Genomic DNA, 23,415 nt, shown 5'->3' on the forward strand with positions numbered 1-23,415 from the left:
CTCATCTCCACTCTCTGATGGTTACGATGAGCCTGAAATCCTCCGCTACGCAATCAACCTAGTCTGTTCCATGGGTGCTGATGGCGGACAGTTTGCGATTGGGCAGAGCCGGATTGAGAGGACCGAGGTAGCCATTCGCATCGGCGGTTTAACCGTATCCGCTGAGCCGACGGCTAAAGATCGCGCGTAAAGGGTGGATTCGACCTTATGCGGACAGCTTTGGCTGGACCAAGAACAGTTTGTTTGCGCTGACAGCAAGAGGCGCTTGCCCGGTTCTTCGCGTGGCTTTGGTTTCGGGTTCGCAAATCCGCGAAATGGCGCTTAACCATCTTGAGGGAGTTTTATTCTCGCCCCCTCACCGTGGCGACATGCTATTCATGTCCCCTTCAATGAGTCCTTTTGAGTTCGTGTTTACCGCAAACGCCCACGATAGTGGGCCTGATTGAGCGGCCCAGTGCCATTGCCAGCGACATCGGCACTAAGCTGATTAATATGATGGGCTTGGATGTTGGCAGCGAACCCTGAGACAGCGGCGCCAAGTAAAGTCTCTAATCAGCCGCTGAAGCGTATGAGTTCAACGGCAACTTGCTGTCCCCAGTTGGCTCTTCCGTCAGTTTTTTTTGGCCGTGGTGGACGTCCGATCTCGGTCGCGCCCGCTTCAGAGATTGGAAGCCCGAGAAACTTTAAGCCTACGCCGTGGAGGAGTGGATCAATCTGTCAACATTATCAATAAGTTGAGCATTCCCAACGTGCACCTTGCGAGCAATTCGCCTCGAAAGCCTGCAAACTGCGGTGAAGCTGACTTGCATATCGGCGATCCAAACGGCGGTTTTGTCCGCAATCTGTGAGTTCGACGAGGCCCGGAGTTCGCGCTTGCGGCGAATGTCCGGAAAGCGGGCTGCAACCGCAGAATTCAGGACTAAGGTCGAACGGCAGGATTGGGCCGTCCACGAGGGCCGAAATATAGTAGGCATTCGATCTGATGTTTAACCACCTCCAACTGCGGTTGTGAGCGGTCTTTGTAGCAGCGCCGTGATATCCCGCCATCGAACCATCTTCCATACGTGAGCGATCATTCAAGACAAAGGGCGACGGTGAAAGCTCGGTCAGGCCTCAGCTATGATGGTTTCATCTGCGAATGCTGCAACTCTCTCAGCAGCCTCCAGCGCGCCTTCAAGAAATCCGCCAAACCCGCGTGCGGTTTCGGTCGAGCAGAAATGCACACCCCGTTCCGCCAAGCTGCCGAGGATTGAAGGCAAGCCGTAGCTTGGGTGGAAGCGCACCGGAACGCGATCCTGCGTGCGGGAGATTTCCGGGATTGTGGCCCAGTCCTGCAGTTCCAGATCGAGGGGCTGCGCCATCTTGGGGCCAAACATCGCCGTAAGTTGCGCCAGGGCATCGTCCATCATGGCGTCCTTGTGTGCCTCGCGCGTGTCGGCGGGATAGCCGACGAAACCGAACAGCGCGTAGGGACCGCCATTCATGGGAGAGGCGTCGTGGATTTCGACCATAGGGCCGCGATGGCTCATGGCGTCACCCGAAAGCCCGGCATTGCGCCAGTGGGGCTCATCGTAAACCGCGAGGATCTTGGCCTGCCCCGCCATCCAGGTCGGGACGTTTTTCAAGGCCTGGATCTGTGCTGCATCCAGCGCCGGCTCGAATTTGACGGTTTCCGCAATCACCCGCGGCGGGATCGCCAGCATGATTTGCCGGGCTTCAACGGAAAGGGCCGTGCCGTCATGGTCGAGAGATGCAGTGATCATGCCCGGAGAATGATTGACCGATTTGAGGCTCGCCTGTGTCAAGACGTGACCGGCATCCAGAGATCCGGCAAGCGCGTCGATCATGGCGCCCATGCCCCCGGCAAGCCGGTAGGAGCCCTGCATCGAGGCATAGCCGCGGGCACGTTGGACGGCGCCGGACTGGTCCTGATACATCTGATCGCCGGTGGCAAACTGTTCGAACACCGGGATTCGGAAACGCCGGGCCAAGGCGGCCATTCGCGGCTGGCCGGGCCAGAACCAGGCCGGGCCAAGGTCGAACTTTCCGCCCGACAGGTCTTTGGTCAGGATGCGCCCGCCCAGGCGGTCCTGCGCTTCGATCAGAAGGAAATCCGTGCCGTTTCGTGTCAGCTGATCGGCAAGGGCAAGGCCGGAGAGACCTCCGCCAACAATCAGAGTATCGGTTTGCATCAGAATGCCTCCCCTTTGGGTCTGAGATCCAATTCGTGGGTCCAGGTGGATTGCGGTTGGTTGGCCAGCGCCAGATAGGTCTGAGCGATGTCCACAGGTTTCATCATCCGCGCCGGATCCATCTTGTGCAGATCTCGGCTGGCCCTGGTGTCGACGATCCCGTCCAGAATCACATGCACCACATGCACGCCTTGCGGCCCGTATTCGCGGGCCAGGGATTGGGTCAATGCCCGCAGACCCGCCTTGGCCGAAGCGAAGGCTGCAAAGTTCCTGCCACCGCGCAGGCTGGCTGTGGCACCAGAGACGATAAAGGTGCCGCCCCCGGTATCAACCATTGCGGGCAAAATTCGGTGTGCCAGGTTGACCGTTGACAGGACCATGGCCCGCCAGGTCGCCTCGAAATCCTCGATGCTTGTTTCCTCGAACGGCGCGATCACGAGTTTCGCGGTGTTCTGAACAACAAGCTTCGGCGCGCCATGGGTGCAGATGATGTTGCGCAGCTTGGCCTTTGTGTGTTTCGGATCCGCCAGGTCGACTTGCAGAATTTGGTCGGCACCCGACGGGATCGTCCGGTTGAGACCAAATGCCGTATAGCCATTCTGACCAAATGCCGAAACCAGCGTCTGCCCAAGCCCCGGACCAGCACCAGCGACAATTGCAAGGGGTTTGCCCATGATCCTATCCTTTGCCCGGGATGACCGGCGGTTCTGCCAGGTGGTCGGTTTTGACCCACAGGCGCGCGCCTTTGGGCCCGGCCGTGGCATCGAGCGCCATACCCGGCGGCAGACGCAGCCATGAATTCTTCTCGAAGATCTCTCCGTGCTCAGAGAAGCTGCCTTCGATCACCAGTGCCTCGAACCCCTTGTGGTCGGTCACGGTCACATTGGCCGATGCATCCCAAAGCTCGATCCGGACCCGTTCACGGGAATCCTCGAAAAGCGGGATTTCGGATATGCCATCTGCAACCGGGCGCGGGTCCTGCGCGTTTGTGTCGATTGTCAGCTGTGTGCGGTCCTCCGGGTCGAACTGCCAAAGCTTGACCAGGATCGTTGCCCCGTCCGCCGCGCTTGGCGTATGCGACGTGGTCGGCGGGTTGCGCACATAGGTGCCGACGGGAAAATCCCCGTGCTCGTCCTGAAAGACGCCGTCAAGCACCAGAAACTCTTCGCCACCGGTATGGGTATGGGCCGAAAAGGCGCTGCCTGGTGCATAGCGGACAATCGTTGTTGCCCGTGCAACCTCGTCGCCGATCCGGTCGAGCATGCGACGGTCGACACCCTTCATTGGCGAGGGGACCCAGGGCTCGTTCTCCGAGTGGACGACAGCGCGTTCATCAAAGTTTGCATTGATTTCCATGGCTCATTCCCTTTCTCAAAGGTTGATCTTCATGCCGACGGCAATCGGCACAACCCGTTCGCCGTATTGGCGTTCCAGCGCGTTTGTCGCACGCCAACCTGTGCAGTGGCCGGGCATGATCAGGTCGATGTCGAACTGCGCAAAGTCGACGACGGTCCGGTCGATGATCTTTTCGTTGCCACCGGCAAGGTGAAAGCCGCCGGTTAGGCCATGGATCGGCACTCCGGGGATATCCCTTTGAGCGGCATGAAGGACATTGACGATACCCGCATGGCTACAGGCCGAAAACACCACCAGCCCTTTGCCCGCGATGTTCACCGCCACATAGCGTTCGTCCATGAGCAACGGGTCGTCTTCCCAACCCGCGCCGTCTTCGGTGCGGCGGACATGACCCGGAAATCCGACCTCGTAATCCGTGACACGGGGAATTTCGCCCGAAATATAGAACATATCGTCCAGCACGCTGACCGGTTGATCCGTAACAACGGGTGTAGCCCCCTGCGCAGCCAGGGCTTCGGGCGTGGCGATTTCGCGAATTTCGATCAGTTCCCCCGATGAAAGCGGAAAGGCGCGTTTGCGGAACATCCCGGGATGCAGATAAACCGGTAACTCGCCGGTCTGGCCATCCTTGCGGATCAGGTCGATTGCCGCTGGAATGCCGCCTGCATGGTCCCAATGCCCATGCGACAGGGCGATCGCCTCGATGGCTGCAAAGGATTTGCCAAGGCGTGATGCGTTGAACTCGACGGCAAAATCCACCGGCCCGGCGTCAAAGAGCAATGTATGTTCCGTCACACCGCGCCGGGCTGTGATGATCAACGCCAAGCCGTGATTGGCACAACACTGACCGGCGCCCGAGATTTGCTTCATCCCGACGTTGTGGAGGTTGATCCACTCATGGGTGAACCCCTCGGGCACGCTGGACAGGCTGTCCGTCCGGTTGTCGATGAGAACGAGAATCTCGACACTGTCGATGGGTTGCAGATCGGCGGACATGGGACTTCTCCATTTCGAATTGCCGGGGCGGACAGGTGCCCGCCCCGACGTAAGGCGTCAGGCAGCCAGGCGCAGCTTGAGCGCTTCCGCGAGTGGTGGTGCCGACGCCGGGCTTTGGCCGGTCATCAGGGCGCCATCTTCGACCACGTTGGCCTCCCAGTTGGCCTTGCTGACGTAGGTGGCGCCACGGCGTTTCAGTTCATCTTCGAGAGAGAACAGAAGGTGATGCAGAAGCTCGATCTCACTGTCTTCGTCGTTCTTGAAACCGGTCAGGCTGAGGCCCTCAACCAGGTAGCTGCCGTCTGACTTCTTGATATCCCGCAGTATGGCCGGCGCGTGGCAGACCATCGCGACAGGCCGTTCGGATTCGTAGAACTCCCGGATCATCTTGATAGCATGGCTGTCCGACGCCAGATCCCAGATCAATCCATAACCGCCGGGTACGAAAAGCGCATCGAAGGTCGAATAGTCGATCTCGCGCAGTTTGCGGGTATTCTGTACCGCGAACATGGCCACCGGATCGTTGAAGAAGCGGTCAGTGTTTTCGGTAGTGAACGGAGCCTTCATCGACAGCAGGTCAATCGGCGCGTTGCCGCCTTTGGGCGAGGCAAAGACAACCTCATAGCCCGCTTCCGTCAGGACGTAATACGGGGTTGCGACCTCTTCGAACCAGGTGCCGGTTTGCTTGCCCGAGATGCCCATTTCGTCAACGGACGACATGACCAGCAAGACGCGTTTTTGTTTGTTTCCAGTAGCCATCAGCGTGATCCTTTCATCAATATCTATCTATCACTAGGTAGATAACAGTTAGAAGTTGATTCCTGGGCTGTCAACGTTTATCTATCAATCGGTAGATTGGAGGTAGTCATGCCACTGACAATGAAAGAAAAAATTCTTATCGCCGCCGAGAAACGCGTGCGCAGCGCGGGCTTTTCGGAGATGAGTTTCCGTGACCTGGCGAACGATGTGGGAATCAAAAGTGCCAGCGTACACTACCATTTCCCCACCAAACCGGATCTCGGGGAGGCTCTCGTCACCCGCTACGCCGAGCAATTCAAGGCAGAACTGGACAAGATTGACCTGAACGATCTGCAAACCGCTCTGGACTGCTTCGTTTCGCTCTACTCCAAAGCGCTTGTGCTGAACGAATCGATATGCCTTTGCGCCGTCATGGGCGCCGAGGCCATTGGACTGCCGGAAAACATCAACCAACGCACAAAAGCCTTCTTCGAGATGAACAAGGCATGGCTCCAAAATCTGCTCGTCAAGCATGGGGTCAAGGATGCCGCTGACAAGGCAAACCTCATCGTCGCCGCCCTTGAAGGGGGCATGATCGTCGCATCAGCGTCAAACGATCGATCGATGTTTGAACAGGTTGCCAAAGCTGCAATTCGCGGCGTTGGTACGATTTAGGAACAGAAGCTAGCAGTGCGTCCCATGCGCAGGGGCGGGGATCTGTTGCAAACCTTTGACTGTTGACGCTCATAAGTGCTTCGAGTGAATGGATATCGGAATATTGAAGTCGAAAATTTGCAACAGATCCCAGCGGGGTCTACACCTTCAGAACCGGGGAATACAGATCGCAAGTTTAAGTCCGAGAGGCTTCAAACGCCGCCCATGCTTTTTCGAAGGCATCGAAATCGAACCCGGTTGCGCGGGCGGGATCCAGAATCAGTTTTTCGGTTTCAAGCAATTTGATGATCGCCCGTTCAAGCTTGCCCACGACTTCGGGCGGGATAACCAGCGCACCATGACGGTCCGCGTGCACAAGATCGCCGTTCTGGATCTTCAGACCAAAGATAGAAACCGAGGTGCCGATTTTGCGCACATGTACGAACCCGTGACTGGGCCCGATTGACCCGGCAACAACCGGGAAGTTACCGGGTAGATCGCCCAGGTCGCGCATTACCCCGTTGGTCAGCGCACCACTGATGCCGAAGCCCTTGTGGATCGTCGTATTGATCTCACCCCAAAAGGCGCCGATGCAATCTGGATAATCCAAATCCTCAACCACGGTGACAGCCGGGCCGCTCCCAGTTGCCATATGCCTGTAATAATCCATCCGACGTTGGCGGATCTCCTCAGGCGGTTCTGACGGCGGGTTCACGGCGGCAATCTTCGCGGTACGGGCATATCCAACCATCGCGCCCGCATCGGGATCAGAACATAACATCGTGCCCCGGGTGAATTCACTGAATCCGCGCTTGCCCTGCGCCACTTCGATTGCGTTACAAACAGTCGGCGTGTCGATCTTTTTCAGCAGGTCCAGCAAGGATTGGTTCATATCAACTCCAGCCAGCGGATCAAAGCCGCCGTTGTTTGTCGCGGTTGTTCCAGTGTCGGCAGGTGGCCGGCGTTTTCTATGATTTCCAACCGGCTCTGTGGCATCAGATCGTGCATCAATTCATGCCTTGAAACAGGGCACAGGGCATCGTCGCGCCCGCAGAGAATGAGTGCTGCGTCGGTGAAGTTGCGCAGAGTGTTGCTCTGGTCAGGGCGATCACGCAGAGCTTTAGATTGATTGACAAAAACGTCCGGGCCAAGATCCATGGCCATATCCATGCACAGGTCCAGAATGGCGGCGCGGCGCGGACCTTCAGTCAGGTAGTTCGGTTTCATCTCTTCGGCCATGACCTTGCGCAGGTTGCCACGTCCGACCGCATCGATCTGAGGGCCGCGCCTGGCTTTGACCTCGTCCAATTCAGCAAGCGGGTTCGTGTCCATCAACGCCAAACCAGCCACACGGTCCGGTGCCTGACGCAGGATTTCCATCCCCACAATGCCACCCATCGAGAGTCCCGCCAGAGCAAAGCGTTCGGGCGCATAGGCTAACACATCGGAGGCCAGCGCCCGCATCGTTTCATGGCCTCCGATTGGTGCGCACAGGATCGGGTACTTGCCTGACAAAGCGTCGATCTGCGGGGTGAACAACCGCGCATCGCACATCATTCCGGGCAGGAGGATAAGCGGCGTCATTTGACCAGGGCAGCCCCTTCGGCAAGTGCGCCCAGCTTGGCGTAGGCGATATCCGGATCTACCGCACCAAAGCCCGCAAAGGTGCCAAAGCCGCAATCTGATCCGGCGATTACACGCTCATTTCCAACTATGTTCGTAAACCGCTCGGTACGCTGAGCAATCAGTTCCGGGTGTTCGACAAAATTCGTCGTGGTGTCCACCACACCGGGCACAAGAACCTTGTCACCCGGAATTTCACCCTTGCGGTCACGGAACACCGTCCATTCATGCGCGTGTCGCGGGTTAGAGGTTTCGAACAGCACATAGCGCGATTTGGTCGACATCAGCGTCGAAAACACCTTGCCCATGCCGATGTCGCAGCAATGCGGCCCCTCGTAGTTGCCCCAGCAGATATGGACACGCACTTTGTCAGATGGGACATTCTGCAATGCGTGGTTCAATGCCTCAACATGCATGTTGGCGATTTTCACGAACTCGTCGTCGGACAGATCGGTGAACAGCATATGGCGCGACAGGGCCAGATCGGGGCAGTCCAATTGCAGATCCAGACCCGCACCAACGATGGTCTCATATTCTTCCTTCATCGCATCGGCCAGCGCGGCCAGATAGGCCTCGCGCGTCGGATAGAAATCATTTTGCAGAAACAGGGAAATAACTCCGGGGCTGGCGGCGTTCATAAAACCGCGCTCGACCCCGTGCTCGGCCATCGCGGCTTTGAGATTGTCGATGTCCTTCTGCAGCTCACCCTGCCCTTTTGAGCGCACCTCGCCCACACACATGGGTCGAGCATACTGGGGCGTTCCACCGTCATCGGCCAATCGTTGCAGAAAGCCCGGAAACATCTTGAGGTCAGCCGGCGCATTGCGCGCGCTGTCACCTGCAAAGCCGGTATAGCGGTCCTTGACGTAAGTGGCGTAAGAGATCTTTGAGGTCTCACCGTCCGAGACGATATCAACCCCAGCCTTGACTTGTTTCCGCACGGTCTCGGACACGGCCGCTGTCATGCAGGCGTCAAATGCAGCCTGATCGAACGGTTCCTCTCGCTCGCGTGCAAAGATGAAGTCAACGACCTCCTGATTTCGTGGCAGACTTCCCACATGGGTGGTTGAAACGCGGGTCATGTTAGGATCTCCATTCAAATCTAGGTCCATCGCCGGGCCGGAAAGCCGGCGATGGATGTGCTGCGCGCGCCCCGATTGAAACCGGGACGTGTAATTTCGGCGTTATTCTCCTGTCCAGGTCGCCCCAGCAGGGTCGTCGGTTGCGGTGATCCGGTACAGACCCGCTTGCCCGGTCATAGACGGTTCAGCGCTGTAGCTTTCACCGGGCAGAACCAGAGCGGTATCACCGTTGGACAGGGTAACCTCGACCTCATTGATCTTGATGCGCCAATGGCCACTCGCCGGCATCAGAACCACGGGTTTGTCCGCCTTGACCAGTTCAGCCACAGCCGAACCGCGCGTCAAAAAATCAACCTCGAAACCGGGCTTGTCTTTGATCAGGCCATTTTCACCGATCACAACCGCAGGTTTGTCCGCTGCCAGCGCCATCAGGTCCCAGTAGCGAGCGACGTATTTGCCGATCACCGCATCAACGGGAACCTCAGGGTAGGCTTTCAGCTCTTCCTCGGTCAGTAGCGGCATCGGCTGCACATAGTGTGGCAGTTCCTCACCCTTTTTGCTATCGTAAAGGACGCCGTTATTGCCCAACATCAGGCCATGGGCCTGCGCATCCTGAATGACTTGCGGAGCCCAGGTCACGCCGCCACCGGCATCGTCGCCACCAAGCATCGACATGATCATCCCATAGTCCTGGCCGACATTCTCGAAGCCGCGGAAGATCCCGGTCGGGATGTTGAAGATGTCGCCTTCTTCGGCGATGAACTCGCCAGCCGTGCCATAACGACCCCAGAAGAACCGCCATCGACCTTTAGCAACAAAGAACACCTCGGCGGTGGTGTGGCTGTGCAGCGAGTTGCGGCATTTCGGCGGTTGACCCGCTGCACCGATGTTGAACCCGATCTTGTCGGTGATGTGGACGTGCTGATCCGGGCTTTCGCTGACCCCACCGCCAATGATGGTAAAATTTTCTTTCTGGTTCGAGCCCGGAGTGTGCGCGTCGATGAACGCGGTTTTACATGGCTTCAGTTCGCCATAACGGACGATGCGGCTTTCGATGGTACTCATATCTTTTCTCCTTTTGATTTGGGTTTGATCGGATCAAACCAAACCACCCGGCGGACGATTGTTCAGTCGCCGGGCGCGCAGGCTGGCGCGATGGGCGTGGTACCGCCGCAACGCCTGCCCGGCATCCAGATTTGAGATACGGTGCGACATTCTAGAGATCGCCGGTTTTCAGAAGAATCTGTTTCCAGATCGAGGTTTCGTCAAACAAGGTGTATTCCTTGCGCAGACCCCATGGACCGAACTCGGCCTGGCTGATGCCCAGCACAAAGACCTCGGCCCCTGTGGGCACACCGAACACGCCCCAGCCGTCATGTGTGCCATGCAAAGACCAGCGGATCGCGGCGCGCGGCGGCATCATCGGGTCATCACGGCCGATCTGGTGGTGGATCTTGAATTCGGCACGTGGGAACGCCGCGCGCAGGCCCATCCAGAACCGATCAACCGGCCCCCAACTGTGGCCGGTCTTGCCCCCGGGATATTCTGACAGAACAGCGCGGTCGTATTCAGCCTCGATCACCCTCATATCGGCATTCATGATCCGGGTCAGGATATCCGCGTATTTCTGGCCCCATTCATTGTCATTGCCACGGCCTTTATAGGGGCCGGGCTGATCGTTCGCCGGTGTGAAAGGTTGCACGCAGGCGTCAGCCCCACCCTCGCGCGCGATCAGATCGCGGGCATATTCCTTGGGGTCCCAACCCATCTGCTGCACGATCGCGCTCTGGTCGCGGATGAGCCACTCATCGTTGATCTGGTTGTTGATGGCGTGGCAGTCGGCTAAAATGCGGTAGACCAGTTTCTTGCCGGTCGCCTTGCCATACACACCGTCACCCAGATGGGTCGCTGTGGACAAAAGGCGATGCGACGACAGCATGCCCTCTTCCGGCGTTCCCGACCAGATCACATCCTCACCCAACAGCGTTCGATCAGGGAATTCTGCCAGAGTTGCCATAGTGGCAGCAATGACATTCTGGTTTCCGACAACCACCGACCCAGGTGATCGCACGACGATGTCCGGGGCGTAATAGTCGTGCAGCGTGGCAATGCCACGATCTTCCCAGATTTCTTTGGTAATCCCGATTATGTAGTCGGGGAAATCTTTGAACTTGGGATCAAATCCCTTCATGTCTTCCATCCTTCAGGTATGCGGGCGGAGCCGCGCACAATTAGCGGTCCGTCAATCTCGACCCGACGCGGGCCGGCATCGGGGTCCTCGATCTTGCCGAGCAGAATATCGACAGTTTCGGTGACCATGCGATTGGCGGGCTGTCGAATGGTGGTCAGGTTGTAGGCTGGCCATGAGGCGACAGTGACATCGTCATACCCGATGACCGAAACGTCCCCCGGAACATTCAGCCCCAATTCGAACCGCAGCGTGTCCATCACGGAAACGGCCATGTGATCGTTGGCGACAAACACCGCATCAGGCGGATCGGCTTCGAACATCCGCAGCGTGGCTTGCCGGGCTTCTTCCGTCGAAAAGTTTCCTACTTCGCGGGCGTGCAGCGTAACCCCGGCTTTCTGCAAGGTCGCAACAAACCCTGTTTCGCGGTCACGCTGGGTCGAAGCTCCTTCCCACCCGGCGATATATCCGATCTTTTGGTGCCCAGCTGCCAACAGGAACTCAGCAGCCTTTCGACCACCGGCAACGTTGTCAGATGTAACTGACGACATTGCCGTGTCGTCTTGTGCCCGATTGAACAACACCATCGGTATACCGGCCGTTCGGCAGCGGTCTGACAAATCTGAGGACAAAGCCACCGAAGCGGCGATAATCCCTTCGACCTGAAAGTCGAGTATTTCCTCGACCACATTGTCGATGTTTCCTGATTCATGCGAGGCCATGAATATCAGCACGTGGTATCCACGTTCCTGTAACGTGTTTGTCAGCTTCTCCAGCGCCTCGGGATAGAACTGGTTGTTCAGATAGGCCACGACAAGCCCGATGATCCGGCTTTTCCCGGACACTACAGCGCGGGCCAGAACGTTCGGGCGATAGCCCAGTTCCTTGGCCGCCTTGCGCACCTTTTCAACGGTTTTTTTCGACGCAGACGCGCCGGGGGTGAACACACGGCTGACCGCAGATTGGCTGACCCCGGCGAGACGGGCAACTTCCAGTGATGTAACTTTTTGTGTCGCCATCAGTCTGCCGTCCAACCTCCGTCAACCATCAATGCCGTGCCCGTCACCAGCGCCGACGCATCCGATGCCAGATAAACCACCGCCCCCATGACGTCTTCAACCTCTCCGGGGCGACCCAGTTTTATCTTGTCCAGAATCCAGGCCCGCTTGTCCGGATCGTCAAAAGTCGACTTTGTCAGATCCGTCAGAATGAAGGTGGGGCAAATCGTGTTAACCCGGATCTTTGCCGGTCCGAACTCAAGCGCCATCGCCTTGGTGAAGCCTTCGACCGCGAATTTCGACGCACAATAAACCGCGCGTTCGCGACCACCAACATGGCCCATCTGGCTAGAGATATTGATCAGCGAACCGGGGCGGCCAGCGTCGAGCAGGCCTTTGGCAACAGCCTGGGTCAGGAAATAAGCACCTTTGACATTGACGCCTATCACCGCATCGAAATCTTCCGGCTGTGTTTCCACGGCCTTGCTGTGTCGGGCAAGCCCGGCTGAGTTAAGCAGAATATCGAACGGCCCATTTTGCGCTACGGCTTCAGCGGTTGCCGCCACGTCCGAAACATCCAGTTCCAGAACTCTGGCAGACCATCCCTGCGCCGACATATCTTTTGCAATATCCTGAAGCGCACCAGCACGGCGCGCCGCCAAAGTGACCTCAGCACCATGTTCCGCCAGCGCCACAGCGCAGGCCATGCCTATGCCCGACGAGGCTCCGGCGACCAAAGCTCGCTTGCCGCTCAGGTCGAAACTGGGGGTGCTGGGAAAATGTGGCATATCAGACCTCGCCGACCGGGAATGGGATGGTGCCGGGTACACGTGCCTTATTGAACTCACGCAGTCGGGCAAAAACATCTACGCCCAATTGCCGATACACATCCAGCAGATCGACCAACACCCAATTCTCGCGGATCAGCCCACCTTCCAGACGCCAGAAATCAAGTGACTTCAAAGTGATCCGTTTGCCCGAAGGCGCAATCCCCATCCAGCCGTCATGGGTGACGGTCTGGATCATGTTCGGCCAGCCGGTCACAGCGGCGTAGTCGCCATCACCAAAAAAGTGAAAGGTGATCTCGTCGGCATACTGACCACGATCGGGCATTCCGTTGAGGAAGGGAATCTGGTGCCAGTTGCGGAATCCCGCGATACCGCGCGCTGTCCCGATCCCTGCGGGACCGTACCAGTTCATGCGCGGATGCCAGAACCGCTCCATCTCCATCACTTCGGGCCCACCCTGGCTGGGGTGTTTCTCAAGATGTTTCAGCATGTCGACGATATGATTGCACGAGGCCAGAGATTTCACCTCATCCCACGGTCCGGACACAACGCCATCCAGAGTCGCCGGGCCGGGAATGCAGAACTCCAGCCCCAGAGACGGGGCCATTGGCCAGGCATTCGCCTGCATCATGACTTCGGGAACGTCCCAGAGTGCCTGAATCTCGACAACCTTGCCATTTTCAAAGCGGTAGAATTCGTGGAACCGCATGTGGGTCAGATGCCCGGTCGGCGGGATGTCCAGCCAGGGGGCGACGAAGGTGCCGAAGTAGTGGCCGCCGCAGCCAACCCAGTCGTTGCCCTGTTCTGTCCGACCACCCATGACGATCCAATCGCGACGCTCAAGATCGGGCATGGATTTCAGAAGTGGCGCGTAACAGGTGTCATAGAGTTCCTGCGGGCCGGTCAGATCTCCGAATGGATACAACATGTGGATGGCAGCATCGGGCGCGATCACCGCCTCCAGCGCCGCTCGTACTCCGGCTTCGTCGAATTTATACATTGCCTCGCGCAGGGGCGCGATCAGGACCTTGTGGGTAGAGTGAGTATCCATTGCGAAATCTCGCATTATTTTAACTTCTTATCCAAAAAATTCTGTAGGGCCCCGGTCGAATCCCTGCGCAAGATTCGTCACGCTTACGAAGTCGCATCGGCCGTCTCGCGGTATGGTGCGCCTTCACCATAGGGCACGTTGATGCCCCCATAACGCCGGACACGGATGTTGCATTGTTCGGCATGGCCGACAAAGCCTTCCAGCATACACAGACGTGAGCCGTATTCGCCGATCATCGCTGCGGCCTCATCAGTGACGACCTTCTGATAGCTGTGGGTTTTCATGAATTTGCCGACCCAGAGCCCGCCGGTATAGCGCCCGGCCTTTTTGGTCGGCAGTGTATGGTTGGTACCGATCACCTTGTCGCCGTTGGCCACGTTGGTGCGTGGACCAAGGAACAGCGCACCGTAACAAGTCATGTTTTCCAGGAACCAGTCGTCGCGATCTGTCATGACCTGAACGTGCTCGGACGCGATGTCATCGGCCACTTGAAGCATCTCGTCATAGGTGTCGCAGACGATGACCTCGCCGTATTCCTCCCAACTGACCTTGGCAGTGCCGGCGGTGGGTAGGATCCCGAGGATACGGTCGATCTCGCTCAGTGTCTCTTCGGCCAGTTTGCGCGAGTTGGTGACCAGAACGCAGGGGCTGTTATATCCATGCTCGGCCTGTCCCAGCAAATCGGTCGCACAAAGCTCGGCGTCCGCAGCAGTTTCATCGGCGATGACCATCGTCTCGGTCGGACCCGCGAACAGGTCGATGCCCACCCGGCCAAACAGTTGGCGCTTGGCTTCGGCCACAAAGGCGTTGCCGGGGCCAACCAGCATGTGAACCGGATCAATGGTCTCAGTCCCTATCGCCATGGCACCGACGGCCTGGATCCCGCCCATGACATAGATCTCATGCGCGCCTCCTAGATGCATCGCTGCGATCACGGCCGCATTGGGTTTGCCCTGGAAGGGCGGGGTACACGCTATGATGCGCGGAACACCGGCGACCTTGGCAGTTGCCACTGACATATGCGCCGAAGCCACCATCGGGAATTTGCCACCGGGGACATAGCATCCCACTGACTGAACAGGGATGTTCTTGTGACCAAGGATCACTCCTGGCAGAGTTTCAACCTCGATATCCAGCATCGAGTCGCGTTGTGCCTGCGCAAAGTTCATCACCTGTTTCTGAGCAAACTTGATATCGGCCAATTCGCGCTCGGACAGCGAAGCGATCAACTCGTCGATCTGATCCTGGCTCAAGCGGAAGCTTTCCGGCGAGTAATTGTCGAACTTCTCAGACAGCTCGCGCACTGCGGTATCGCCGCGGGTTTCGATATCCGCCAGCGTTTCTTCGACAACAGCTCGGGTTTTGGCATCGTCTTCCGCCCGGTCAGCTTCAGGTTTGCCGCGTTTCAGGTATTCAATAGCCATTGTCTCTATCCTCAGTTTTCGGGCCGGGGTGGAGTTTTTTCTCCCCGGTCAAATGCTTCCCAGCCTTCGCCGTTGAACAGATCAACGCCAAGCTGCGCGGCGACGTGGGCGAAATCGACGTTCACCCAGTTGTCAACGATCTTGCCATCGACGACTTTCCAGAAATCCATGTATCGGATCTCGACCCGCTTGCCGGTGGGCGCGATGCCCAGAAACTCGCCCGAGTGGGTTGCCTCCTGGCGGCCAAAGGCCGCAGCCCATTCGCCCATATAAAGCCGGGCCTCATCAATGCAGGTCTTGTCCGAGAACGCCGCCTGAAACGGGCGTTGCCAGTTTTCCTGAAACTCCTTGAGCCCAGTTTTGGTGCCGCAGCCCCGGTTGCCGATCCAGCGGAACCCTTCTGCGAAGAATTCGCCGATATCGTCGATGCGGTGATCGTTCAAACCATCGACCATCCCCTCGATCACGGCGCGGGTCTCGTCGGTTTTTCTCATGTCCGTGTCACGTGTCAGCACGGCCTGTTCGGGGCGGGAGCCCTTCATGTGTCTTTTCCTTTTATGGATACCAAGGGGTTTTCTGTCTGGACGGGGACGGTTGGTCGGCCGTCAGAAAATCCCTTGGCATCCGGTTGAGCGCCGGGTGGCGCGCAATGGCGTTATGTCTGGCGGAACAGCTCATCGGGTCTGTTCAGAAATTTGGGCAAAAAGGTCGTAACTCAGTTGCAACAGCAGATGTGGAATATCGAGCATGCACCAGTTCTCGATGATCTTGCCGTCTGCGCAGCGCCACCAGTCGCAGTCACGCATAAAAACGCGCTTTCCCGTTGGCTCCAGGCCCAGGAAGGATTTGACGTGGACGCCGGTGATCTGCGGCCAGCCGCACAGGAATGCATAGTCGCCATCCCCGGCCTTGCAATTCGAGCCGACCCCGGTGACGCCTGCGTCCCTGCCGTCACCCCAGCCTTCGAACGTGTCCTCGAAGGGGGATTGGAAATCGGCGAAGGCATCGACCGTGGCATAGGATCCCAGCCCGCCGGGACCGTACCACACCATTCGGTCATCCCAATAAGGCCGCCAGCTTTGGTCCTCGGTCGTCAGCTGTACTAGCATGTCCTCGACCAGATCTGCTGTGGCGCGTGACTGCGCTGGGTCTGATGGCCCAATGACGATGCCGTCATGAGTTGCCGGACCCGGCACGACACCTTCATAGCCCTGCAGTTCCAGCGGCCAGAGGCCAAGCGCGATGATCAACTCGGCAAAGCCGAGAAAGACATAGGATTCGACGATCTTGCCATCTTCCATTCGGTGGAATTCACCAAACCGCAGAAATGCCAGTTTGCCACTGGGTGGAATACCACAAAGCGGTCGCGTGAAATGACCATGGAAATACCCGGTTGAGGTGACCCACTCGCTTCCCAGGTATTCGCCACCCGTGACCACATAGTTCTGACGGGTGAGCCCCTCGAACGCTTCTGATATCGGAAAGATGACAGAGCTGATGTAGCCGTTGCCATCGGGGGCTGCATTGATCGGATGGCTCGCTTCGGTAGTGGCCGTTGCGGCGAAAATCTCGCTGGCGGCCGTCTCCATGGTCTCGCCGAGGCCCTTATCAAAGCTTTCGAGAAACTGACGATAAAGCTGTTTGTTTTCAAACGTGGTTCCGGTAGCAATACCCATCGCTGGGCGATTTGCGCGCTTGTTCATGGCGCTTTCCTTTTTAGGACGTTTTCCTATTCGCTGTGGCGGTGTGCAGGCACGAGGACCCGCGCGCATCATGGCAAATGGAATTCGTCCCGGCCGTCGGGCCCGGCGCGCAGCCAAGTTCAGGCTGGCTGCGTGCGCATGGGCAGATACGGACTGAGGATGAGTGCGCCCCATTTATGTCAGCCTTTCACAGCCCCGGCGGTCAGGCCGCCGACGATCTGGCGCTGGAAGAACATCACCAGTATGAACAGTGGAACAGTGGCTGAAACCACGGCTGCAACAGCGAACATCACGTTGCCCTCGGTTTGCGTTGTACCGAGGAATGCGGCAATGGCAGGCACCATAGTACGGTTGCTTTCAGACAGCAGCATCGCCCCCACGGCAAAGTCGTTATAGGCCAGAAGGAACGAGAACAGCCCGGTCGTGATGACGCCTGGCCACATCACCGGAATGATCACACGTCGGAAAGCCTGAAACTGGTTGCATCCGTCGACCTTGGCACTTTCATCCAACTCGCTCGGGATGTTCTTGAAGAAGGAATGCAACATCCAAAGAGTGAACGGCTGGTTGATTGCCACCAGCACGATAATGGTGGTCGGAAGAATCCCCCAAACATTCCATTCAAAGAAGGGCAGAAGATATCCTGAGACCAGAGTGATTGGCGGCATTGCACGGAAAATCAACGCCGTGATCAAAAGCCAGAATGTGTAGTTGTAAGTAGACCGCGAAAGGGCATAGCCCCCTAAAGTCCCGATAGTCAGTGAGATGGTAACAACAAAGAAACAGACGATCCCGGTGTTCAGAACATTGCGCCAGAACTCTTCCTGAATCCAAGCACCCTCATATCCGGTGGTGGTGAACGGCGAGCCATAAACCGCTTCGGTTCGGGCACCAGTCAGGGCATTGGTCCAGTCAGCGATCGAGAAGAAATCCAGTTCGACCTTGAACGAGCCCCAAACCGTCCAGAGGAACGGAAAGGCGGCCAGGATAAACCATAGGAGCACAAACAGGGATGAGGCGATCCGAAGGCTTGTAGGCATTCTTTGCGCGCGGCTGGCCATATTATCTTGCTCCTTTGAAATCGCGCCAGGTGCGGACAAGCACGGGCGACAGAAGAATTGCGACCCCGAAAATCGTCATCACAGAGGTAGCAGCAGCGGAAGACAGTTGCCGAGTCTCGCCACCGAGATCGTAGAAGATGAAGGTGCTGAGTGATTGCGCATGCGCTTGTGCACTGAAGCCGATGATAGGTTCAAACACCTTGAAATTGTCCATCAACTGGATCAGTGCAACAAATGTGACCAGGGGCATGAGATGGGGAACAACCACGAATTTGACCTGCTGCCAGCGCGTCGCCCCGTCTATCTGGGCGGCCTCAATCTGGTCTTGGGGCAAGGTTTGCAGGCCAGCATAGAACACGACAAAGGCAAAAGGCGCAGCGTGCCAAACACCATAGACCATCAGCGCTACCCACATCAGCCCTGTTGATGCTTTCAGGCTGAAATCCGGATCTCCAGCAAGATATACGAGAGCGTTGCCGATCACCCCGCGACTGTCAATCATCCAAAACAGGATGAGCGAGCCGATCAGCGGGGTCACGATCATGGGCAGAAGAGAGAAAAAGATCATCAGACCTTTGAGTTGCCTGTGCAGGGAGTTTACTGCCAGCGCAATCACCAGCCCCAAAATAATTGTGAGCGGTGTCACGACAGCAACGAAGGTCAGCGTGAATGCCATCGCCCGGTAAAAGGGCAAATTGCCGAGTTCCGAGAAAAAGCCGCCCCATGTTTCATTCGCGGCCCAGATTTGACCAATTTCCTGTATCGCCAGATGGCCTCGGTTAAAGTAAATGTCCAATCCCACAAACCGGCCCAGAGGTTGCTCGGCGCGAAGCGCCGCGGTGGCCTCTTGATCAACAGTGGTCTCAGTTGTGCATCCGATAAGCGGGGTGCAGTTTTCGACCTCTAACAGAACAGCCGGATGGGGTGCGAAGATCGATTGAGTCACCACCGAGACAATTGGCATTGCAATGAACAGAAGCATCGCGAGTCCTGTGGGCAGGAAGAACCAAAGGAATGTCTTATGGCGCATGTTGCAATCCTCGTGTCAGTGGGATTGCGCGGGCGGTTATCAAAGGCACCCGCGCAATAGGCTTCTTATTGCAGATAGCCTTGCTCGATGGCGGCGGCACGATAGGCGGCTTCTACATCAGCCAACGCTTGTTCCGCGCTTTCCTTGCCCTGCATGAAATCAGCAAGTTCGTTGCCAAGTGCGCTGTGCATGAGCCCCATGTACGGTAGCATCGGATAGGGTGGTGTGCCCATTTTGGCCGCGGCAAACACACCCTCGGCATCTTTTCCCGGCTGGTAGCCTTCAATCAGCCAGACCGCCAACGGCGTGGTTTCATCGTTCAGCATGTCAGGACGGATGCCATGTTTCATTGCAATGAATGTGGCCTCGGCCTCTTCATCTGAGATGTTCTTTCCGACAGTCCAACCGTCCCACCACAGGGTCGTTGCAGGGATATCTCCGCCACCAACTGTCAGCGGCGCGCCAATCGCATGGCCGTCGATTACCTCCTGCAACACACCTTCGGTGGTGGTTTGCTGCGATGCGCGCGAACCCCACATATTCATGATTGCAACGTTGCCAGCACGGTATTCGGCATTGGTGGCGTTGGAGTCATGAGTCAGGAAGTCGGGGTTCATGTATTCCGACAAAGCCTTCATCATATTCAGGGCGTTGACACCGGCCTCAGAATTCACGTTGGGTTCGGCCGTACCGGGTTTAAAATGGCTGCCGCCATAACCAAGGAACATATTGTTGAATTCCTGCGCCAGGTTCCAACCCGATGCATAGGCTCCACCAACCGGGTTTTGCATAATACCCTGCGCACGAATGGCCTCGGCCACCTCGAGCATTTCCTCATAGGTAGTCGGGACTTCCACACCGGCTTGCTCAAGGATATCCTTGCGGTACATCAGATGCTGCGCGTTCGCCATGAAGGCGATAGCCATGATGTTGTCGCCAATCTTGATCAGCTGCCCAGGCTGCAGGTCCTGACCATACTTTTCCACCAGATCATTGAGCGGACGAATAACGTCTTCGTTCATCAGTGCCACAACCGAACTATTGGCGATGATTGCGGTCGTGTATTCCGACGGATTGCCCGACAGGCCAGCCACGTTGATGGTCTGGTGCTCGGATGTCAGGTTGGATTCTACCGACGCCCCGGTGCATTCCTTCGCTCCGGCTGCGACGGCCTGGATGGCCGCAAATTCATTGCCGACTATGTTGACACGTGCGCCGATTTCGCAGGCATATCCCGCGCTTGCGGCAAAGGCGGCTACCGAGCCGGCCAATGCAATTTTCTTCAGAAACATCAATATTCCTCCCTAGATGGATGGTGCATCTTCGAAGTCTGCACCCAGATTACCCCGTCCCAACGGGTGTTGTTTGCGGTTCTCAGCCTTCCAGGCGAGCCCCGGTTTTCGCATCAAACAGATGGCAGTGATCAGTATGGATATGAATCGAGACCTGATCGTCGATTTCGGCCCGATAGGTTTTGTCGGCCTTGACCGAGACCAGCGCACCACCGATCCGAACCGAAACCATGGTGCTGTCGCCCAACAGCTCTTGCGTATAGATCGGCGCGTTGATCTCGCCGCCACTTTCCACAACATTTGCGTCCTCGGCGCGAAACCCCAGCGTGATAGGACCGTCCGGCGCGTTCAACCCGTGCACCTCTGTGCTTTGGGCGCGGAACACGCCACCCTGAACCTCGCCATCGACAAGGTTCATTGCCGGGTTGCCGATGAAGCTGGCCACAAATGTATTTGCAGGTTCATCGTAAATATCGGTTGGGGAGCCAACCTGCTGAACCACACCTTGCTTCATGATCACCACCCGATCAGCCAAGGTCATTGCCTCGATCTGGTCGTGGGTCACATAGATCGTGGTGACCGCCAATTCGTGGCTCAGGTTCTTGATCTGCGCGCGGGTGGAAACGCGCAGTTTTGCGTCAAGGTTGGATAGTGGCTCGTCCATCAGAAACACGTTCGGCTCGCGCACAATGGCACGAGCCAGGGCAACCCTCTGACGCTGACCGCCAGACAGTTCCGCCGGTTTGCGGTGCAGGAAGTCATCCAGCTCGACCATCGCCGAAGCGCGCCGCACTTTTTCGTCATGGGTAGCAGGGTCAATACCGCGAACTTTCAGCGGGAAGCGAATGTTCTCATATACATTCATATTCGGATAGAGCGCGTATGACTGGAACACCATCGCGACATCGCGGTCTTTGGGCTCCATGTCATTTACTCGGGCGCCATCGATCAGGATATCCCCCTCAGACGCGTCCTCGAGACCAGCAATCATGCGCATTGTCGTGGTCTTTCCGCAACCTGACGGCCCAAGAAGTACCAGAAATTCCTTGTCGGCTATTGTCAGGTCAAAATTGTCAACTCCAACAAACGATCCCCAACGCTTTCCAACATTGCGAAGTTGAATTTCGGCCATTCTGTCCTCCCTGCTGCACGCATCGTGCATACGCTTGCAAAACCATAGACAACAAAAGAAACATCTGGCAAGCTTTTTTTGCATGCGTGTGCAACCGTCGACTTCATCTTCTTCGCAATTCGCCCCATGACAGCGACTAAAGAACTGAAAGAAAGTAATAATGTCCTATGAAATCCAAAAATCGATCATCTTGGATTACTACTCGGCGCTCAGCAGCGTAAAAGAATCGGATATCGCCAACGCGTTGTCTGAGTTCTGCGCAGAAGACTACCTGTGGCGCGGTTTCCACCCGTTTGATGAGCTTCGGGGCACCCATGACGTAGCGCAGGCATTCTGGCGTCCCCTGAAGCAAAGCCTAGGGAATATGCAGCGCCGGATGGACGTTTTCATGGCCGGAAAAAACGAGATGGACGGATTCACCTCGGTCTGGGTTGTTTCAATGGGGCACCTGATGGGCCTGTTCGACAATGCGTGGCTGGGCATCGCCCCAACAGGCAAGATGGCGTTTTTGCGCTATTGTGAGTTCAACAAGATCGAGAATGGCAAGATCGCCGAGACGGCGATGTATTTCGACATCCCGCACTTCATGATGCAAGTCGGGTTACAGCCCTTCCCGCCCCAAACCGCAGCCCATCTGGTGCAACCCGGACCGATGACTCATGACGGCTTGATGTTCAACCCGCAGCCTGCCGAAGAAGGCGAAAAAACTCTCGGCACGATCAATGCCATGATTTCCGATCTCGGCCAATGGAAAAGCGGCCTGAGCCTTGAGGAAGAATTGCGCCAGACATGGAGCGAAGACATGATCTGGTGGGGGCCCGCTGGGATCGGCGCGACCTATACGATTGAGCGTTATGCAAAGCAGCACTCAGGCCCGTTCCGCGCATCCTTAACGGACCGCTCGAAGACCAAGCACATTTGCCGCTTGGCTGAGGGTCACTATGGCGGTTTTTTCGGCTGGCCGAATTTTACGGCGCGGCCCACCGGCGGGTTCATGGGTATGCCCGCCACCGACAAGGCCGGTGAATTCCGTGTGATCGACATCTATCGTCGCGCGGGTGACAAGCTGGCCGAGAACTGGGTTTTCATTGACCTGCTGCACTTCTGGAAACAACAGGGTGTCGATATTTTGGGGCGCATGTCGAAAGTACCGCGAACATGACCGGCTGGATCGATGCCCATCACCACCTTTGGGACCTTGAAGCTGTAAACTACCCCTGGCTGATGGCGCGCGGGGTGGAAAGGTTCTTTGGCGACCCGACGCCGATTCAACGGGATTATCTGCTGCGCGAGTTCCGGTCCGAAGCCGCGCCCTGCGGAGTCGGTGCCTCGATCCATATCCAGGTGGGGGCCAAAAACGGTCTGGACGAAGCCCGGTGGGTTCAAGCTGTCGCCGATACCAATCCAGACTGGCCAATGGCGCAGGTTGTGTTCTGTGACCTGACCTCGGCTGACCTACCCGCCCAGCTTGATACGCTTCAGGCCCTTCCAACTGTACGCGGTGTGCGCCAGATCGTCGGGCGCGCACCCGGAGAGGACGCGCAGACGGGCACAAATTCTCTGCTGGATGATCCGCGATTTCTGGACGGACTGAAGGAGGCTGGACAGCGCGATCTCAGCTTTGATCTGCAACTCATTCCCGAATTGATCGGAAAAACTACCCGATTTCTTGCGCAAGCCTCTAATACACGAGTCGCTCTATGCCATGCCGGATCACCACATGACCGTACCCGCGCGGGCCTAAAAAGCTGGGCTAAAAGACTGCACGCGCTGTCCGATCTGCCGCATGTCTCGTGCAAACTCTCAGGCCTGGGCATGTTCGATCACAACTGGACGCCTGACAGTATTCGCCCGATCGTGGAGATTTGCCTTGAACAATTCGGACCTAAAAGGGTCATGTTTGGCTCGAATTTCCCGGTCGACAAACTCTATGGCAATTACACATCGCTGGTAAAGGCTTACCGTGATCTGGTTCCGGCTGAAGCACAATCGGCGGTTTTCAGAGAAACCGCCGCACACTTCTATAATCTCGAGGTGCCCTGAGAGTGATATTCAATGACTCGGCCCCTTGATCCGGGCCGATCGGATGTAGAATCCGTTCCCGTTT

The 23,415-nt window shown here is 57.1% G+C and carries 24 protein-coding genes; 4 read left to right on the forward strand and 20 right to left on the reverse strand.

Annotated features, from left to right (window positions below):
- A partial coding sequence (locus tag ACR0D9_RS19075) for a hypothetical protein (RefSeq protein WP_480488940.1) occupies positions 1-190 on the forward strand: 190 nt, incomplete at its 5' end.
- 916 nt (positions 191-1,106) lie between these two features.
- Here the strand turns inward: ACR0D9_RS19075 and ACR0D9_RS19080 are convergent.
- Genes ACR0D9_RS19080 through ACR0D9_RS19100 form a run of 5 tightly spaced genes read right to left on the reverse strand, consistent with a single transcriptional unit; the run spans position 1,107 to position 5,303 of the window.
- Complete coding sequence (locus ACR0D9_RS19080) at positions 1,107-2,192, reverse strand: flavin monoamine oxidase family protein (protein ID WP_480539869.1); 1,086 nt, start codon at positions 2,190-2,192, stop codon at positions 1,107-1,109.
- Entirely contained in the window at positions 2,192-2,866 is a 675-nt protein-coding gene (locus ACR0D9_RS19085) for an SDR family NAD(P)-dependent oxidoreductase (RefSeq protein WP_480474284.1), read from the reverse strand. The genes ACR0D9_RS19080 and ACR0D9_RS19085 overlap by 1 nt, the downstream gene beginning before the upstream one ends.
- Positions 2,867-2,870: 4 nt before the next feature.
- Positions 2,871-3,548, reverse strand: coding sequence for a cupin domain-containing protein (locus ACR0D9_RS19090; protein WP_480484708.1), 678 nt, complete (start codon positions 3,546-3,548; stop codon positions 2,871-2,873).
- A 15-nt stretch (positions 3,549-3,563) separates the two neighbouring features.
- A complete protein-coding gene (locus ACR0D9_RS19095) occupies positions 3,564-4,544 on the reverse strand; it encodes an MBL fold metallo-hydrolase (RefSeq protein ID WP_480539871.1) in 981 nt (326 codons plus the stop codon).
- A 57-nt stretch (positions 4,545-4,601) separates the two neighbouring features.
- Positions 4,602-5,303 (reverse strand): type 1 glutamine amidotransferase domain-containing protein, encoded by a 702-nt coding sequence (locus tag ACR0D9_RS19100; protein ID WP_480488932.1) that lies wholly within the window; start codon positions 5,301-5,303, stop codon positions 4,602-4,604.
- A gap of 108 nt (positions 5,304-5,411) precedes the next feature.
- Here ACR0D9_RS19100 and ACR0D9_RS19105 point away from each other — a divergent pair, with 108 nt between their 5' ends.
- Positions 5,412-5,957 carry a TetR/AcrR family transcriptional regulator gene (locus ACR0D9_RS19105; RefSeq protein WP_480484710.1) on the forward strand — a complete coding sequence of 182 codons (546 nt, stop codon included), beginning with the start codon at positions 5,412-5,414 and terminating at the stop codon, positions 5,955-5,957.
- A gap of 175 nt (positions 5,958-6,132) precedes the next feature.
- Here the strand turns inward: ACR0D9_RS19105 and ACR0D9_RS19110 are convergent, their stop codons facing one another.
- From ACR0D9_RS19110 to ACR0D9_RS19180, 15 genes are all read right to left on the reverse strand, one after another.
- Positions 6,133-6,828, reverse strand: coding sequence for an RraA family protein (locus ACR0D9_RS19110; RefSeq protein WP_480484711.1), 696 nt, complete (start codon positions 6,826-6,828; stop codon positions 6,133-6,135).
- Complete coding sequence (locus ACR0D9_RS19115) at positions 6,825-7,520, reverse strand: alpha/beta fold hydrolase (protein ID WP_480484712.1); 696 nt, start codon at positions 7,518-7,520, stop codon at positions 6,825-6,827. Before ACR0D9_RS19115 ends, ACR0D9_RS19110 begins: the two co-directional genes overlap by 4 nt.
- Entirely contained in the window at positions 7,517-8,641 is a 1,125-nt protein-coding gene (locus ACR0D9_RS19120) for a cobalamin-independent methionine synthase II family protein (protein ID WP_480484713.1), read from the reverse strand. The genes ACR0D9_RS19115 and ACR0D9_RS19120 overlap by 4 nt, the downstream gene beginning before the upstream one ends.
- Positions 8,642-8,743: 102 nt before the next feature.
- Positions 8,744-9,706 carry a cupin domain-containing protein gene (locus ACR0D9_RS19125; protein ID WP_480539873.1) on the reverse strand — a complete coding sequence of 321 codons (963 nt, stop codon included), beginning with the start codon at positions 9,704-9,706 and terminating at the stop codon, positions 8,744-8,746.
- 151 nt (positions 9,707-9,857) lie between these two features.
- Positions 9,858-10,832, reverse strand: coding sequence for a nuclear transport factor 2 family protein (locus ACR0D9_RS19130; RefSeq protein ID WP_480488929.1), 975 nt, complete (start codon positions 10,830-10,832; stop codon positions 9,858-9,860).
- Positions 10,829-11,848, reverse strand: coding sequence for a LacI family DNA-binding transcriptional regulator (locus ACR0D9_RS19135; protein ID WP_209599322.1), 1,020 nt, complete (start codon positions 11,846-11,848; stop codon positions 10,829-10,831). Before ACR0D9_RS19135 ends, ACR0D9_RS19130 begins: the two co-directional genes overlap by 4 nt.
- Positions 11,848-12,615 (reverse strand): SDR family NAD(P)-dependent oxidoreductase, encoded by a 768-nt coding sequence (locus tag ACR0D9_RS19140; protein WP_480539875.1) that lies wholly within the window; start codon positions 12,613-12,615, stop codon positions 11,848-11,850. The genes ACR0D9_RS19135 and ACR0D9_RS19140 overlap by 1 nt, the downstream gene beginning before the upstream one ends.
- 1 nt (position 12,616) lies before the next feature.
- Positions 12,617-13,666 carry an ester cyclase gene (locus tag ACR0D9_RS19145; RefSeq protein WP_480484717.1) on the reverse strand — a complete coding sequence of 350 codons (1,050 nt, stop codon included), beginning with the start codon at positions 13,664-13,666 and terminating at the stop codon, positions 12,617-12,619.
- An 83-nt stretch (positions 13,667-13,749) separates the two neighbouring features.
- Positions 13,750-15,090, reverse strand: a complete 1,341-nt coding sequence (gene hisD / locus ACR0D9_RS19150) for a histidinol dehydrogenase (RefSeq protein ID WP_480484718.1) — start codon at positions 15,088-15,090, stop codon at positions 13,750-13,752.
- Between the two features lie 11 nt (positions 15,091-15,101).
- Positions 15,102-15,632 carry an ester cyclase gene (locus ACR0D9_RS19155; RefSeq protein ID WP_209507348.1) on the reverse strand — a complete coding sequence of 177 codons (531 nt, stop codon included), beginning with the start codon at positions 15,630-15,632 and terminating at the stop codon, positions 15,102-15,104.
- Between the two features lie 132 nt (positions 15,633-15,764).
- Positions 15,765-16,793 carry an ester cyclase gene (locus ACR0D9_RS19160; RefSeq protein ID WP_480539877.1) on the reverse strand — a complete coding sequence of 343 codons (1,029 nt, stop codon included), beginning with the start codon at positions 16,791-16,793 and terminating at the stop codon, positions 15,765-15,767.
- 179 nt (positions 16,794-16,972) lie between these two features.
- Positions 16,973-17,854 carry a carbohydrate ABC transporter permease gene (locus tag ACR0D9_RS19165; RefSeq protein ID WP_209507350.1) on the reverse strand — a complete coding sequence of 294 codons (882 nt, stop codon included), beginning with the start codon at positions 17,852-17,854 and terminating at the stop codon, positions 16,973-16,975.
- A 1-nt stretch (position 17,855) separates the two neighbouring features.
- A complete protein-coding gene (locus ACR0D9_RS19170) occupies positions 17,856-18,884 on the reverse strand; it encodes a carbohydrate ABC transporter permease (protein WP_480484720.1) in 1,029 nt (342 codons plus the stop codon).
- A gap of 65 nt (positions 18,885-18,949) precedes the next feature.
- Positions 18,950-20,176: an ABC transporter substrate-binding protein gene (locus ACR0D9_RS19175; RefSeq protein ID WP_209507352.1), complete on the reverse strand. Its 1,227-nt coding sequence runs from the start codon at positions 20,174-20,176 to the stop codon at positions 18,950-18,952.
- A gap of 82 nt (positions 20,177-20,258) precedes the next feature.
- Positions 20,259-21,308, reverse strand: a complete 1,050-nt coding sequence (locus ACR0D9_RS19180; protein WP_209599329.1) for an ABC transporter ATP-binding protein — start codon at positions 21,306-21,308, stop codon at positions 20,259-20,261.
- A 160-nt stretch (positions 21,309-21,468) separates the two neighbouring features.
- Between ACR0D9_RS19180 and ACR0D9_RS19185 the strand changes: the two genes are divergently transcribed.
- Positions 21,469-22,470, forward strand: a complete 1,002-nt coding sequence (locus ACR0D9_RS19185) for an ester cyclase (protein WP_480539879.1) — start codon at positions 21,469-21,471, stop codon at positions 22,468-22,470.
- A complete protein-coding gene (locus tag ACR0D9_RS19190; RefSeq protein ID WP_480539881.1) occupies positions 22,467-23,351 on the forward strand; it encodes an amidohydrolase family protein in 885 nt (294 codons plus the stop codon). Before ACR0D9_RS19185 ends, ACR0D9_RS19190 begins: the two co-directional genes overlap by 4 nt.
- The last annotated feature ends 64 nt before the right edge of the window (positions 23,352-23,415 follow it).

It is taken from the genome of Ruegeria sp. AK11 (assembly GCF_056541095.1).

Coding starts and splice junctions, on each gene's coding strand:
- ACR0D9_RS19080 (WP_480539869.1), bottom strand. CDS start 2,192: ATGCAAACCGATACTCTGATTGTTGGCGGAGGTCTCTCCGGCCTTGCC.
- ACR0D9_RS19085 (WP_480474284.1), bottom strand. CDS start 2,866: ATGGGCAAACCCCTTGCAATTGTCGCTGGTGCTGGTCCGGGGCTTGGG.
- ACR0D9_RS19090 (WP_480484708.1), bottom strand. CDS start 3,548: ATGGAAATCAATGCAAACTTTGATGAACGCGCTGTCGTCCACTCGGAG.
- ACR0D9_RS19095 (WP_480539871.1), bottom strand. CDS start 4,544: ATGTCCGCCGATCTGCAACCCATCGACAGTGTCGAGATTCTCGTTCTC.
- ACR0D9_RS19100 (WP_480488932.1), bottom strand. CDS start 5,303: ATGGCTACTGGAAACAAACAAAAACGCGTCTTGCTGGTCATGTCGTCC.
- ACR0D9_RS19105 (WP_480484710.1), top strand. CDS start 5,412: ATGCCACTGACAATGAAAGAAAAAATTCTTATCGCCGCCGAGAAACGC.
- ACR0D9_RS19110 (WP_480484711.1), bottom strand. CDS start 6,828: ATGAACCAATCCTTGCTGGACCTGCTGAAAAAGATCGACACGCCGACT.
- ACR0D9_RS19115 (WP_480484712.1), bottom strand. CDS start 7,520: ATGACGCCGCTTATCCTCCTGCCCGGAATGATGTGCGATGCGCGGTTG.
- ACR0D9_RS19120 (WP_480484713.1), bottom strand. CDS start 8,641: ATGACCCGCGTTTCAACCACCCATGTGGGAAGTCTGCCACGAAATCAG.
- ACR0D9_RS19125 (WP_480539873.1), bottom strand. CDS start 9,706: ATGAGTACCATCGAAAGCCGCATCGTCCGTTATGGCGAACTGAAGCCA.
- ACR0D9_RS19130 (WP_480488929.1), bottom strand. CDS start 10,832: ATGAAGGGATTTGATCCCAAGTTCAAAGATTTCCCCGACTACATAATC.
- ACR0D9_RS19135 (WP_209599322.1), bottom strand. CDS start 11,848: ATGGCGACACAAAAAGTTACATCACTGGAAGTTGCCCGTCTCGCCGGG.
- ACR0D9_RS19140 (WP_480539875.1), bottom strand. CDS start 12,615: ATGCCACATTTTCCCAGCACCCCCAGTTTCGACCTGAGCGGCAAGCGA.
- ACR0D9_RS19145 (WP_480484717.1), bottom strand. CDS start 13,666: ATGGATACTCACTCTACCCACAAGGTCCTGATCGCGCCCCTGCGCGAG.
- hisD (WP_480484718.1), bottom strand. CDS start 15,090: ATGGCTATTGAATACCTGAAACGCGGCAAACCTGAAGCTGACCGGGCG.
- ACR0D9_RS19155 (WP_209507348.1), bottom strand. CDS start 15,632: ATGAAGGGCTCCCGCCCCGAACAGGCCGTGCTGACACGTGACACGGAC.
- ACR0D9_RS19160 (WP_480539877.1), bottom strand. CDS start 16,793: ATGAACAAGCGCGCAAATCGCCCAGCGATGGGTATTGCTACCGGAACC.
- ACR0D9_RS19165 (WP_209507350.1), bottom strand. CDS start 17,854: ATGGCCAGCCGCGCGCAAAGAATGCCTACAAGCCTTCGGATCGCCTCA.
- ACR0D9_RS19170 (WP_480484720.1), bottom strand. CDS start 18,884: ATGCGCCATAAGACATTCCTTTGGTTCTTCCTGCCCACAGGACTCGCG.
- ACR0D9_RS19175 (WP_209507352.1), bottom strand. CDS start 20,176: ATGTTTCTGAAGAAAATTGCATTGGCCGGCTCGGTAGCCGCCTTTGCC.
- ACR0D9_RS19180 (WP_209599329.1), bottom strand. CDS start 21,308: ATGGCCGAAATTCAACTTCGCAATGTTGGAAAGCGTTGGGGATCGTTT.
- ACR0D9_RS19185 (WP_480539879.1), top strand. CDS start 21,469: ATGTCCTATGAAATCCAAAAATCGATCATCTTGGATTACTACTCGGCG.
- ACR0D9_RS19190 (WP_480539881.1), top strand. CDS start 22,467: ATGACCGGCTGGATCGATGCCCATCACCACCTTTGGGACCTTGAAGCT.